The following is a 13,234-nucleotide window of genomic DNA, read 5'->3' as shown; positions in this document are numbered from 1 at the left end:
CGGCGCGATCACTGGCAGCGTCGCGCGATCTCGATGCCGTGGGCGCATACAGCGGAAGCAGCGATCTTCGGTGTTCGACTCCTTCTTCTATGGTGGAGGATAATGTCCCTTTGTTGATTCGACTCACCACCGGAAAAGGACATATGCCGCAGGGACAAGACACCGATTCGAGCGCATCGGACGAGAACGACTCGCTCTCGCGCGCCTTTGGAGGCCGTGTCCGCGGATTGCGGGAAGCGGCCGGTCTGACTTTGGAGCAACTGTCCCAACTTTCCGGAGTCAGCCGCGCAATGCTCTCCAAAGTTGAACGCGGGGAGAAGAGCCCGACGATCGGCATCGCAACGAGAATTGCGCACAGCCTTCAGGCGTCGCTGACGGAGTTGGTCGGGGGCAATCAGCCCGAAGACAATACGGTGGTGATGCGCAAGGCGGCACGTCCGATCTTTCGCGACCCCGAAACGGGTTTTGAACGGCACATCGTTTCACCGGCGACAGGCGCCGGCCGCGTAGAGCTCGTCTATCACTATCTTCCCCCCGGCGTTTCGACTGGATGGCTTCCGGCCTACCCGTCCGGATCGGAGAAACAGATCGTCGTGACGATCGGGAATCTCGTTGTGGAGTTCAGAGCCAGGAAGGAATATCTGGGACCCGGCGACTCGATCTTCTTCCAGGCCGACGTCGAGCTCTCTTTCGTCAATCAGACGGCGGAGCCGTGCGGCTATTTCATGGTCATTTCTCGCCGCGCCTAGTCGGGCCTGCTTGCAAAATCGCATCGATATCGTTGCGACTGGTCGCTTGGGGCAACGGAAGCGGCGTGCCGTAGCGGATCAAGGTGGTGGGGACGTCTGCTCGGGCCGAGCGCTTGTTCAAGCGGCGAACACACATCAAAGGATGTTCGCCGCTCGATCGGAGATGAAATTGCGTCAGCGGGCCGCGACTGCCTGAATCTCCACCAGGAGATGGGGTTCAGCCAATCCGGCAACGATGACCATCGTGGTAGCGGCAGCGTGCCCCGCAAATCGCCGCTCGCGCTCCTTGCGGAAAAACGGCACGAGGTCCGGGCTCGTGATGAAGCCGTCGACCTTGACCAGATCCTTCGCGGTCATCCCGGCATCGGCCAGCACCGCCAGGAGGTTATCCCAGGCCAGCTCGGTTTGCTTCTCCGGGTCGTCCGGAACGACACCATCCGGCGTGATGCCCACTTGTCCGGAAACATACAGCCAGCGTGCGTCACCGGACGCAGAGGCGCCTTGGCTGTAGCAGGAAAACGGCGGCGCAATGCTGGCCGGATTGTGCAACGTGATGCTCATGGCAGGCTCCTTCGAAGATCCGGTTGAATAGAAACAACAGATCGGCGCCGACCGTTCACTTTTATCGTTCGTGTCGGCACCGGTCGATGACGCAGAAATTCAATACGCATTGCAAAATATCGTGTGGCAACCCGCGGATGGCTTGTGTCCGATCTCCTCGGACGTTCCCGCTTGTCTACGGTCGGCAGTTCGGGAAGATTCCCCTGGCGCCACACTTGAAGCAATGGGAGATTAAATCTCCTATAGAAGAATGTCAATGCGCAAATCTCACTTTGCGCGTCAACCAAGCGGCGGTCCCAAGTTAGTCACACAACGCGGTCCGGCGCCTCTCCCTCTTGTCCGAAAGCCGCATGAACTGCATGTGCCGTATCGGGCGCGACCAGTGCGCTTCACTACCGCCCGGCGTCGACCACACCCGCCTCGCGCGAGCGCTCGATGTCGGGGCTGCGATACGCGCGCTCGGGAATCTCGGCGAGCCGCGACGGGTGTACCTGCTGCGGCGCGAGGCCATAGAACTTCTGAAAGCTCATGATCAGCGGCGACCACTTGTCCGGATCGATGCGGTCGGGATACCCGTCCATCAGCAGGTCGGGATGCACGTGCACGCGCTGGATGCGAAGTTCGAACACGCGGATGTAGCCGCGCAGGTCGGGCGCTTCTTCACCGATCCCGTGCGTGGCCGCGACGACCGCTTCCATGTGCACCGGGCATTCGAGCGCACGCGGCGGCGCGACGGTTTGCGACGCCGCTTCAGTGAGCCCGGCCGTACCGAACTTGTCGGGTTCGAACACATAACCTTTCGCGCGCTTCCCGTCGGGCACCGGATACGTGCCTGTCGTGCGCGCAATCCGGTCGACCGCGTGCGCCTGCGCCGTCGACGGCAGGTTCAGCACGCATTCGCCGGTACGCATCAGGTTGCGGGTGGTCTGCGAACTGGCGGCGATGCCGATCACGCCGCGCCAGCCGAGCCAGAACGCGGACGAGATGGGTGCGAGATTGGCCGTGCCGTCCTCGTTCAGCGTGCTGACCAGCACGACGGGCGTGCCGAAATAGAGGATGTTCGGTTCGGTGACGCGATGCGGAGCATTCATGATCGGAGCCTTCGTTGACGGGATCAGTCTGCATGTTGATCCCGTCGCGGCGGCACGGCGCTCCGAATCTTGTCGTGTCATTCCGGCGGGGGCGGCGCGATGGAGGAACGGGCATCGCGCGCGATACGCAGGCGGCGCCACGAAGGCCGCGGGCCATTTCGACGGCCGGTTTCCGCGCCCGCGCGCGCCGGCAGCGCGCGGGCTTTTCCGCTACAGTAGGACAGCGCGGACGGCACCCGCCGACCCTGCGCGGTCACGTTCCGGAATTCCACATGAGGGCCCCGATGCACACTCCGCAACGCTATTCCGAAGACGCGCCGACACGCGCTGAAGTCGACGCACTGGCCGGCACCACCGTCATCGAATTCGGCACGAACTGGTGCGGGATCTGCGCGGGCGCGCAACCGGCGATCGTCGCGTCGTTCGCCGCGCATCCCGCCGTGCGGCACCTGAAGATCGAGGACGGCCCGGGCCGCCCGCTCGGCCGTTCATTTCGCGTGAAGCTGTGGCCGACGCTGGTGTTCCTGCGCGACGGCGTTGAAGTCGCGCGCGTCGTGCGCCCCGCCGACGCGAAGCAGATCGAAGCCGACGGCTTCGCCGCGCTGGTCTGACACTACGGCCATGCAACAAGCCATCACACACATCGGCGTCGATGCACGCGGCAGCGGCCTCGTCGAGTTCACGTCGCAAGTGCGCGCGTTCGTCGACCAGCAGACGATCCGCACCGGCCTGCTCACGGTGTTCTGTCGCCATACGTCGGCGTCGCTGCTGATCCAGGAGAACGCGGATCCGTCGGTGCGGCGCGATCTCGAACGCTATTTCGCGACGCTCGCGCCCGAGGACGACACGCGCTACGAACACGACACCGAAGGCGCCGACGACATGCCGGCGCATCTGCGCACTGCGCTCACGCAGGTGCAACTGTCGATCCCGGTCGAACACGGGCGCATGGTGCTCGGCACCTGGCAGGGGATCTACCTGTTCGAGCATCGTCGCGCGGCGCACCGGCGCGACATCGTGCTGCATCTGATCGGAGAGTGAACGGCGAGTGAGCCGCGCGCTCAGCCGAGCAGCTTCTCGACGAGCGTGCCGAGTTCGCGCAGGTGGACGGGTTTGGGCAGGAATTCGTCGAACACCTGCTTGTTCTCGCGCAGCGCGGCCGATTCATATGCACTGACGCCGAGGATCGCCGGGTGCCGGCCGTCTTCGTCGGGTTCCGCGACCGCGCGCATGCGCCGCGCGACTTCGAAGCCGCTCAGGTCCGGCAGTTCGAGATCGAGTACCACGATGTCGTAGCGGCCCGTGCCGAAGCGCGCGACGCCTTCCTGCCCGGTGCCGCACAGGTCGGCGTCGATGCCGAGCGCCGACAACATCGCGCCGAGCGTTTCGCGCGCGTTGTCGTTGTCGTCGACCACCAGCGCGCGCCGGTCGCGGTGCGCGGCAGCGTGTGGCAACGCGGGCACGTCACCGGTTGCTTCATCCGTATCGGGCGCCTCGGCCGGCAGCGTCACGACGAATTCGCTGCCTTCGCCGACGACGCTGCGAACATCCACATGCCCGCGCAGCGTCGTCACGATTTCGCGCACGACGGCGAGCCCCATGCCGATCCCGTCCACATGCAGGCCGACCGCGTCGTTCGCGCGGTAGAACGGCTCGAAGATCTTCGACAGATGCTGCTTCGCGATGCCGGCGCCTGTATCGCGCACGGCGATGGTCAGCTGCTGGCCGGCCGGCGCGTCGGCGAACGTGATCGATACCTTGATCGACCCGCCGAGCGTGTACTTGACGGAATTCTCGATCAGGTTCGACAGCACCTGTCGCAACAGCTTGCGGTCCGAACGGATCGCGAGATCGTGCGGCTCGACCTGCTGCGTGATCGCGATCCGCTTGGCCGCGATCTTCTCGCGCAGCGGCTCGATCACTTCGATCAGCAGCGACGCCATGCCGACCGTTTCCAGTTCGGCAAGGCGCTTCGTCGAGCGCAGCTTGATGTAGTCGGTCAGGTCCTTGACGAGCGCTTCGAGTGACAACGCGGAATTCTGCAGCCGCCGGATCGTCTTCAGGTTCGCGTCGGACTGCGGGCGCGCCAGCAGGATCTCGATCGACCCGCAGATCGCCTGGAGCGGCGTGCGCAGCTCGTGGCTGACCATCCCGAGGAAGGCGTTCTTCGCCTCGATCATCTCGAACGCGCGGTCGGACGCCTTGCGTTCCGCGTCGAGCGCCGCGTCCTGCCGTTCGAGCAGGTCGTCGCGCGTGCGCATCGTATAGAACAGCAGCAGGAACAGCGCGCACAGAATCACGCCGAGCACGCTGCCGAGGATCAGGATCGCCCGCTGCTTTTCCTTCAGCTGATGGAACGTGAAGTCGCGCTGCGCCATCTCGATCGCGCGGAAGTAGTTCGCGAGGCCGTTGACCTTCGGCCAGTACGCGTTGACGTCGTCGATCACGTGCTGGGCGTCCTTCGGCTTGTCGCGCAGCAACGGCACGTCATGCTTCAGGCGCGCCATGAATTCGCCGAGCGTGTCGATCTCGTTGCGCGCGCGCGGGATGCGCAGCCAGTATTCGGACACCTCGGACGGCCGCTGCAGGAACCCGAACGACACCGACAGGCTGTCGAGCTGCATCTGCACGTGGTCGAAGTCGTCGTCCTCGTGCGTCGCGTAGAGGATCAGTTGCCGGTCGAACCGCGTATAGACGTTCCGGTATTGCGCGGCGGTCCAGAACACGCCTTCGCGCGGCCCTTCGAGCACGCCCTCGTTGACCGAGGTCGCCAGCAGGTCCCACAGCAGGAACGCCCATGCGGCGAATCCCATGATCCACAGCGACCCGAGGACCAGGATGATTTTTCTGTTTTTCCACCGCCGGCGTTTCATTTCACTTTACGGTCAGGCCGATGATCTGCCACGCGAACTTCGCTTCGCCGAGCGGCGTCTTCAGCTCGTCGGGATACTGGTCGCGCGGATACATGATCCACAGCGGGCCGTAGTTGTCGTTGCCGAGCACCTTGCCGTTCATCGTCCGCGCGAGGATCACGCCGTACCGGTCGGCGTCGGACACGGGAATCGTGAACGTGTATTCATCGATGCAGCGGAATTCGATCTGCGTGCCGTGCGCGCCGACGGTCTTCAGCACGTCGGACAGGCGCGGGCCGGTGAAGGTCGCTTTCGGCGTCCAGCTCGTGGACGTGACGATCGTATGCTGCGGCAGCGCCATCAGCGCCTGCTCGGAAAACACGTAGACCTTCTTGCCCTGCTGGTTGCTCTTGTCGATCTTGCCATCGACCGTGAACGTAAACGACGAAGCGGCCCATGTCGCGGCGGCCAGCCCGAGCAGGCAGGCCGTCAGCAGGCTCTTGGTCCAGATGGTCGAAATTCGCATGTCTTGCCCTCGGTCATGTCGTTGTTGGTTGTTGGTTGTTGGTGGTCGCTCCGGCCTCAGCTCGCGACGGTCGCGACCGGCAGCGTGATCTTCAGTTCGCGCGCCACTTCGGCGAACAGGATCGGCAGGCGCACCGGTTTTTCTTCGCAGCGCGCGTTGTAGTGCGACACGATGTGCGCGATCTCGTCCTCGCTCGCTTCGCCGGTCGAGATCTTGCCGGTCAGCAGGAAGATCGGCGCGCCGCTGTTCTCGCTCGAACGGATGCCGCGCACGAGTTCGGCGGCGGTCTGGTCGCCGAGCATCCAGTCGAGGATGTAGCCGTCGAAATCCTCGACTTCCAGCGCCTTGCGGAACGTCGCGCCGTCGAAGTACGGGATCGCATTCACGCCTTTTTCGATGAAATATTCACATACCGTTTCGGCGACGTCCTGCGAATCGTCCACCACGGCGATCCGCGCCGCATACACGTTCGGCTGGGTCGAGCGCAACTCGACGACGTCGACCGGATACGTGCGGCCCTCGCGCGCATGTTGACGTTCTGTAACGATCCATTCGCCTTGCCACTGCAGCGCGACGAAATCCGTTTCGATCTGGCTGCTGGCTTTCGCCGAGATCGCGGCCCGGCAGCGAAAGCGCCGCGACTCGATCACGAGCGTCGCGTCGATCATTTCGACCGCGGCCGGCTGCGTGCCCTTGTCGTCGAGCAGGATCGCGGGCGGCACGCTGAAGTGCGTCGCGATGTCCTGCAGCTGCGACAGGTTCCACGGGATCAGGCCTTTCATCTTGCGCGTGACGACCGAGAAACTGAGGCCCAGCACATTCGCGATCGTCGTGTTGTGACTTCGCGGCGGAATGCCGTTCCGGTTCAGGAGGTCGCGCACCTTGTTGGCGGTGATGAGATCGACGTTGGCCTGCTCGCTGTTGGACATCTCGATGGGGTCTCCAGGGGTTTTGGGCGAGGAAGAGCATATCAAAAGTGACGCGTCATGCAAGCTTTGAAAAAGCGAATGACCTTGACATGCCATTTTTCTTCATTATTATTGCTCACCACGTCACCTTTGTTTGTCGCGTCATGTTTTGAGATCGATACCGGCGTAACCGGTCGAGCGAAAAGCGACGGCAATGAAGCAGTGACTGAACGATTCGAAGAGAGAACCTGAGAGAGCCTTGGATAGCGTGTCGGCGTCGGCGGATTGTATCCGCTGCGCCGCGCGCAGCCGGGTGCGAGCTCACGGGGGTGAAAGCTCGAAGAATTGCGGCGCAAATAAAACTTGAGGAAAGTACCAATGTACCGCCGTTTACTCGCACCGGGGCTGCTGTTGCTGCTGCTGGCCGCGTGCGCGCAGGATCCGTCCGTGACGAGCAACACGGTGCGAATCTGCGACGACACTGGCTGTTCAGATCGTCCCAAAGATCAGGTCTCCTACCAAAAGAAGAACGATGCGGAAGACCGGGAAGCGCCGCGCATCGTTGCGCTGAAGCAAGCCGCGAAGACCCAGCCGAAGGCGGCCTACGACCTCGGCCTGCGTTATTTCCGCGGCGACGGCGTGCGCCAGGACAGCTACCAGGCACTCAAGTGGATGCGCGACGCAGCCGAGCGCGGCGACCTGCAGGCGCAGAAGGCGCTCGGCAGTTTCTACCTGTTCGGTCTCGAGGAAATGGGCTCGGATCCGCGCGAAGCGGACAAGTGGCTGTCGATCGCGGCAGGCCGCGGCGACAAGGAGTCGAAGAAGCTGCTCGAGCTCGCGCGCAAGGCGAAGAAGGAAGACGAAGAAGACTGGAAATGGCGCACGCAATGGCGTGACGTCTATTACGGCTACTGGTACTCGGGCTATCCGTACTACGGCGTCTGGAATCAGACGTACTGGTACTACTGACCGGGCTGGAAGCAACGGGGCGGCAGCGGGGAGACCACCATCGCGCCAAGCCCGGGGGGCTTACGAAGTTCGCACGAACACATAAGCCGAACAACGACTCACTCGATCGATAACGACATGAAGACCATCCTTTCCCATCGTCTCACTCAAGGTGCGCTGGTCGCAGCGCTTTGCGCCTCCGTCGCGGGCTGCGGCGGCGTGGTGACGCCCGGCGGCCAGAACGCCGGCGTGACGGGCGCGGCCGCAGGCGGCACGAGCGCCGGCGCCGATTCGGGGCTGCAGCGCTGCGCGTCGCCGCTCGGCACGATCGCCGTCGACGACGGCCGTAACGCCGACTGGTGGGGCCCGTTCGGCAGCGCGACCAAGATGACGACCATCGATCCGCTGCTGCGCCTGGCCGTGCAGCAGTCGAACTGCTTCGTGATCACGTCGATCGGCAACCAGAAGAGCGACGCGCGCCTGTCGCGCATCACGCAACTGCAGCGCAACTCGGGCGAATACCGCGCGGGCTCGAAGCAGCAGAAGGGCCAGCGTGTCGCGGCCGACTACTACATGGAACCGCAGATCGTCATCAACGATTCGCCGATCGGCGGCATCGGCAGCATGATCGGCGGGCTGATCGGCAACAGCGCGGTGGCGGCGGTGGCCGGCCACCTGCAGACGAAGGCATCGGTCGTCACGCTGACGCTGTTCGACGTGCGCTCCGCGGTGCAGATCGCGGCGTCGGAAGGCAGCTCGACGGCGACCAACTACGGCGCGGCGCTCGGTGGTTTCGGCGGCGGCGTGGGCGGCGCCCTCGCCGGCTTCTCGACGACGCCGGAAGGCAAGGCGACCGTCGTCGCGTTCATCGACGCGTACAACAAGATGGTCGTCGCACTGCGCAGCTACAAGGCGCAGGACGTCAAGGGCGGGCTCGGCCGCGGTGGCCAGCTCCAGGTCAACTGACGTTCACGGGCCGGCAGCGTGCCGCCGGTCGATTCCTGATTCCCGACGGTCCGTGCGCGCGGTGTGATCCGCGCGTGCCGGCTTCACTCGTCCTTTACGTTTCGAGGTGATCCCGATGAAAGCCGCTGCATTGATCGTTTTGACTTGTCTGGCGCTGACCGCTTGCGGCGGCGATGACGCTTCCTCGCCCGCAGCGTCCGGCGGCGGATCGGGCGCGAGCAATTAACGGCGGAACCGGTGGCACCGGCGGCACGGGGTCGGGCGGAACCGGCGGCACCGGAACCGGCGGCAGCGGCGGCTCGGGCGGCAGCACGCTGACGCTGCGCTACGACGCACAGCCGACCGCGGCGGATCAGGCGAGCTTCCTGACGCTGCTCAACAGCGAAGGCGCGAAGGGCTACCGCTATCTCGGCGACTACTTCTACAACGCATCCAGCGGCGGGTCGCGCTCGATCTTCGTGAGCGACGGCACCGTTCAGACGTACACGTACCAACTGCAGGCGACGCCGGCCGACATGCCGGGTTTCGTCAGTCAGGCCAACACGCAAGGCGCAAGCGGCTACCGCTACGAAGGGCCGCTCACGTACGGCTATCTCTATCGCAAGGACGGCGGCTCGTCGGCCACTTACACGTACACGACGACCGGCTTGCCGGCCGACCCGAACGCATTCCTCACGCAGGCGAACGGCCAGGGCCAGTCGGGCTACTGGTTCCTGGGCCCGATGGTGATCGGATCGGTGCAGGCGAACGTGTACATGAAGAACAACGCGTCGAGCGCGACCTATACGTACGATGCGCTGGTGCCGACGACGACCGTCAGCGATTTCATCGCGCAAGCCAACAGCGAAGGCGCAAAGGGCTATCGCGCGAAGGGCGGGATGCTGTTCGGCAGCACGATCTCGTGGGTCTACGTGAAGGACCAGACGCAGTCGCCGACCTTCACATATCAATCGGCCACGATCCAGTCGACCGGCGCCGCGTTCGTCCAGCAGTCGAACACGTACGGCGCGCAGGGCTCCGCGTATCTGAGCGATCTCGCGCTCGGTACGACCAGCCCGGTGATGGCGTCGTTCTATTTCAAGCCGACGAACTGCACGGGCTTCCTGTGCACGACGCTCAACCCGCTTACGCAGAACTGAACCGGCCGTCGTTCGCCGGTTGTCCATGTGCCTCGCCGCTTGCGCGGCGTCTCCGCGGGGGCCCGCCGCTTTCGGGCTCGCCCCCGCTTTTTTCCTCATTCCTTCCCCTCCCGGCCGCGCGTCGCATGTTTCGACGCACGGCTGGGACGCGTCCTGTTGCGGCCCTTTACGGCATCGAATCTAGGTCAAGTTCTAAATATCGATTCAATGACACTTGACGTGTACGAAACGGTTCACTCGGGGTGGACGCTCGTACACGCGTTTGGCATCGTCGGAATTCATTCCATCTTTTCCATGGTGAGTTCCGGCGAGGGCTTGCGATCCGAATCGGCATTGTTCGAGGTCGCGGCCGCCGCCGCGCGTCATGCCGCAGAGTTCGCTTCAATCCCTGCGCCGCTATCTGAGCATTTCGGTGTTCGGTGGCGGCATTGTCGTTACGGTCCTGGTCCTGATCGCGTGCGGTCTCGGGATGGTGGCGATCGTCTCGGGCCATGTCGAGGGCGAACGACGAAACTACCTGAATGGGCTGGAGCAGACGCTCAACGAGATCCAGGTGAGCGAGACGTCGTTCCGCAACGGCGTCGCGAATGCGCAGCTGATCTGGCGCGAGGCCAATAGCGCACCCGCATCGGCTGTCGATGCATTCTTCCGCGACGACCAACGCGTCGCGCTCCGGCCGCATCCGTCGCTCGTGCTCGGCGTGCCCGGGCAAACCGGCGACCGCGCCGAGGTGGCGCGCTATCTGTCGCTGTCGGTGCTGCTGTCGCGCATCTGCGCGGCGAGCTCGATCAATCGCGGACGCACGCTGGAGGGCTACCACTACAGCACGCGCACGGGCATGTTCGGGCTGGTGCCGAACCGGAACCGCGACGATCCCGCGCTGGTATCGCCCGACGAGCGCGCACGCGTGCTGGACGCACTGCGCATCGATTTCGAGCGCGCATATCCGGGTGTCGTCGATGCCCGCCCGCACGTGCGCTGGCTGGCGCCGTTCACCGATCCCGTATCGGGGCAGCCACGTATCCGGATCGCGGCCGAGGCGCACGACAACGGCAAAACGTTCGCGGTGCTCGCGACCGAATACCCGCCCGAGTACCTGCTGTCGTGGCTGGCCGACTATCGTCCCGAAGGCGCGTTCACCATCACGACGGCCGATGGCCGGCTCGTCGCGATGGATCCCGCCGTGGGTGACGCCGGTCGCGCGGCGCGCCTGCTGGAGCTGGCTCCGTGGCGGGGCGGCGCGTCGTCGGGCTCGCCGGTGTTCCGCGACGGTTTCCTGCTGTTTCACGGCAAGCTCGAATCGACGGGCTGGACGCTCACGTACGCGTTGTCGTGGGTCGACATCGCGACCGGCGTCGCGCGTTCGGCCGGCACGCTGGTGGCGGCGACGCTGCTGACGCTCGCGGTCATGTGGGGGTTGCTGCTGCGCTTTTACCGGCGCGAGTTCGCGCCGCTCTACGCGCGCTCGCAGCGCGTGTTCGACAGCGAGGCGCTGTGCCGCAGCGTGATCGAGATGGCGCCGATCGGGCTCGGTCTGATCGCGCGCGACGACGGGCATTTCCTGCTCGCGAGCCCCGCATTGACGGACATGGTCGCGCGGCTCGGCGGCGATTATCACGCGCTGTCGAACCAGGTGGCTGCCGCGTGGCAGGCGCATGTCGCGAGCGGCGACGCGAGCGGCGTGCTGCACGACGATCTGCTGCTCGGCGGCGACGAGGCCGCGCACCTGCATTTCGAATTCATTGCGTGCGGCGCGCGCTACCAAGGCGCGGACGTGCTGATCGCCGCGGTCGCCGACACGACCGCGAAGCGGCAGCTCACGCAGCGCCTCGAAGAGGCGGTGCGCGCGGCCGATTCGGCCAACGCCGCGAAATCGTCGTTCCTCGCGGCGACGAGTCACGAGATCCGCACACCGCTGAACGTGATCCTCGGCAACCTCGAGCTGCTCGAGCGCTCGGCGCTCGATGCGGTCCAGCACGGCCGGGTCGGCACGCTGCGCACGTCGGCGACGAGCCTGCTCGCGCTCGTCAACGACATTCTCGATTTCTCGAAGATCGAGGCCGGCGCGATGCGGGTCGAGTCGATCGAGTTCGACGTGATCGCGACGGTCGCGCGCGAGTTGAGCGCATTCGCACCGATCGCGAAAGCGAAGGGCGTGCAACTGTTCTGCGAGGTCGACGCCTGCAGCACGCAGCGGATGCGCGGCGATCCGACACGGCTCGCTCAGGTACTCGGTAACTTGCTGAACAACGCGATCAAGTTTACGGATGCGGGCCGCGTGACCGTGCGTTGCGCCGTTGTCGCCGGCGGTCACGATGGGCCGGCGTTGTCGATCGCGGTCGAGGATACCGGGATCGGCATTGCCGCGGAGGATCGGCACAAGCTGTTCAAGGCGTTCTCGCAGGTGGATACGTCGATCATGCGGCGTTATGGCGGCACAGGGCTCGGGCTTGCGCTGTGCGACCGGCTCGTCGCGGCGATGGGCGGCCGCATCGAGGTCACGAGCGAGCCGGGCATCGGTAGTTGCTTCACGATGCGTGTGCCGCTCGGCACGGACATCGCCGCGCGCGGCCGGCTGCAGGGTGCACAAGCCTGTGTGCTGACGCTCGTTGCCGCGCAGCCCGAGTGGCGCGAATTTGTGTTGCCGCATCTGCGTGCGTGGGGATTCGACGTCGACGTGTATGACAGTCCGTCGCGCCTGTCGGGCGAACTGGCGGGCCCGGTCGTGTTGGTCGGCGATCCCGACACCTGGTCGCACGTGGAACTGGGCAGCCTGCGCGGCTGTGCGCCGCTGATTCTGGCGACGCGCGACGGCCCGCTCGAACCGCACCGCGCGGGCGGTACGGTGCGCGTATCGAGTTATTCGCTCGGCGGTCTGCGCGCCGCGCTGACGTGCATGGAATCGTGTCCCCGCGATAGTGCGATCGCCCCTTCATCTGCCGCCGAGCCGTCGCACGTCGATATCCGGGGCCGGCGGCGCACCGGGCCCGTGTGGCTGCAGCCGTTCGTCTCCCGTGCATTGCGCGTGCTGGTTGCGCATGACGAAGCCGTCGACGGATCCATTTTCCGCGAGCAACTGCATGCGCTCGGCTGCACGGTGACCGAGGTCGGGTCCGGGCGCGCGGCGCTCGAATCGCTGGCCGGCGGAGGCTGGGACGTGCTGCTGATCGGTGGCGACCTGCCCGATCTGCCCGCGCACGAACTGGCTGAAGCCGCGCGCGGCCGCGCCGCGGCGTGCGACGTGCTGGTCGTCACGTCGTACATGACACCCGAAGGCATGCGCCGTTGCATCGCGGCTGGCGTGCGGCGCGTGCTGACGAAACCCGTGACGCTCGCGCACCTGCGCGGCGCGCTCGCGCCCGCGTGGCAGCGGTGCGACGCGGCAAGCAGGACGGCCGATCGTGAGGCGGCATTGCATGGCAGGTAACCGGCAACAGTGAATTCAGCAACGCATGTCCGAGATAACAAAGGCAGGGGACCGACGTCTGTAACGC

Annotated in this window: 11 protein-coding genes and 1 pseudogene; 7 read left to right on the top strand and 5 right to left on the bottom strand. The window is 65.2% G+C overall.

All coding sequences use genetic code 11. The annotated features are described in order from the left end of the window. Positions 1 to 110: 110 nt before the first annotated feature. Positions 111 to 749, top strand: coding sequence for a helix-turn-helix domain-containing protein (locus tag ACN22W_RS28855; protein ID WP_419688077.1), 639 nt, complete (start codon positions 111 to 113; stop codon positions 747 to 749). 174 nt (positions 750 to 923) lie between these two features. Here the strand turns inward: ACN22W_RS28855 and ACN22W_RS28850 are convergent, their stop codons facing one another. Then, positions 924 to 1,310: a RidA family protein gene (locus ACN22W_RS28850; RefSeq protein ID WP_419688076.1), complete on the bottom strand. Its 387-nt coding sequence runs from the start codon at positions 1,308 to 1,310 to the stop codon at positions 924 to 926. Between the two features lie 392 nt (positions 1,311 to 1,702). After that, complete coding sequence (locus ACN22W_RS28845; RefSeq protein ID WP_419688075.1) at positions 1,703 to 2,401, bottom strand: flavin reductase family protein; 699 nt, start codon at positions 2,399 to 2,401, stop codon at positions 1,703 to 1,705. 284 nt (positions 2,402 to 2,685) lie between these two features. Here ACN22W_RS28845 and ACN22W_RS28840 point away from each other — a divergent pair, with 284 nt between their 5' ends. Beyond that, the gene (locus ACN22W_RS28840) at positions 2,686 to 3,012 is read left to right on the top strand and encodes a thioredoxin family protein (protein WP_343490969.1); all 327 of its coding nucleotides are present in this window, start codon (positions 2,686 to 2,688) and stop codon (positions 3,010 to 3,012) included. A 10-nt stretch (positions 3,013 to 3,022) separates the two neighbouring features. After that, entirely contained in the window at positions 3,023 to 3,442 is a 420-nt protein-coding gene (locus ACN22W_RS28835; RefSeq protein ID WP_048243093.1) for a secondary thiamine-phosphate synthase enzyme YjbQ, read from the top strand. A 20-nt stretch (positions 3,443 to 3,462) separates the two neighbouring features. Here the strand turns inward: ACN22W_RS28835 and atsR are convergent, their stop codons facing one another. From atsR to ACN22W_RS28820, 3 genes are read right to left on the bottom strand one after another with little or no spacing between them, the layout of a single operon-like run. Beyond that, the gene (gene atsR / locus ACN22W_RS28830; protein WP_419688074.1) at positions 3,463 to 5,274 is read right to left on the bottom strand and encodes a hybrid sensor histidine kinase/response regulator AtsR; all 1,812 of its coding nucleotides are present in this window, start codon (positions 5,272 to 5,274) and stop codon (positions 3,463 to 3,465) included. Position 5,275: 1 nt separating this feature from the next. Next, a complete protein-coding gene (locus ACN22W_RS28825; protein WP_129516336.1) occupies positions 5,276 to 5,779 on the bottom strand; it encodes a molybdopterin-dependent oxidoreductase in 504 nt (167 codons plus the stop codon). A 56-nt stretch (positions 5,780 to 5,835) separates the two neighbouring features. After that, on the bottom strand, positions 5,836 to 6,708 hold the full coding sequence (locus ACN22W_RS28820) for a response regulator (RefSeq protein WP_419688073.1): 873 nt from the start codon (positions 6,706 to 6,708) through the stop codon (positions 5,836 to 5,838). A 357-nt stretch (positions 6,709 to 7,065) separates the two neighbouring features. Here ACN22W_RS28820 and ACN22W_RS28815 point away from each other — a divergent pair, with 357 nt between their 5' ends. The 4 genes and pseudogenes from ACN22W_RS28815 (at position 7,066) to ACN22W_RS28800 (ending at position 13,167) form a co-directional block, all read left to right on the top strand. Further along, complete coding sequence (locus ACN22W_RS28815) at positions 7,066 to 7,656, top strand: tetratricopeptide repeat protein (protein ID WP_419688072.1); 591 nt, start codon at positions 7,066 to 7,068, stop codon at positions 7,654 to 7,656. Positions 7,657 to 7,773: 117 nt separating this feature from the next. Then, positions 7,774 to 8,601, top strand: a complete 828-nt coding sequence (locus tag ACN22W_RS28810; protein ID WP_419688071.1) for a hypothetical protein — start codon at positions 7,774 to 7,776, stop codon at positions 8,599 to 8,601. A 115-nt stretch (positions 8,602 to 8,716) separates the two neighbouring features. Continuing rightward, a pseudogene (locus tag ACN22W_RS28805) lies at positions 8,717 to 9,740 on the top strand (hypothetical protein). Between the two features lie 364 nt (positions 9,741 to 10,104). Further along, on the top strand, positions 10,105 to 13,167 hold the full coding sequence (locus ACN22W_RS28800) for an ATP-binding protein (RefSeq protein ID WP_419688070.1): 3,063 nt from the start codon (positions 10,105 to 10,107) through the stop codon (positions 13,165 to 13,167). Positions 13,168 to 13,234 lie beyond the last annotated feature (67 nt).

The organism is Burkholderia theae (genome assembly GCF_048565265.1).
In the GTDB taxonomy this organism is placed as follows: Bacteria; Pseudomonadota; Gammaproteobacteria; order Burkholderiales; family Burkholderiaceae; genus Burkholderia; species Burkholderia theae.
The sequence above is the reverse complement of the archived record's forward strand: the minus strand, read 5'-3'. Positions and strand labels throughout refer to the sequence as shown.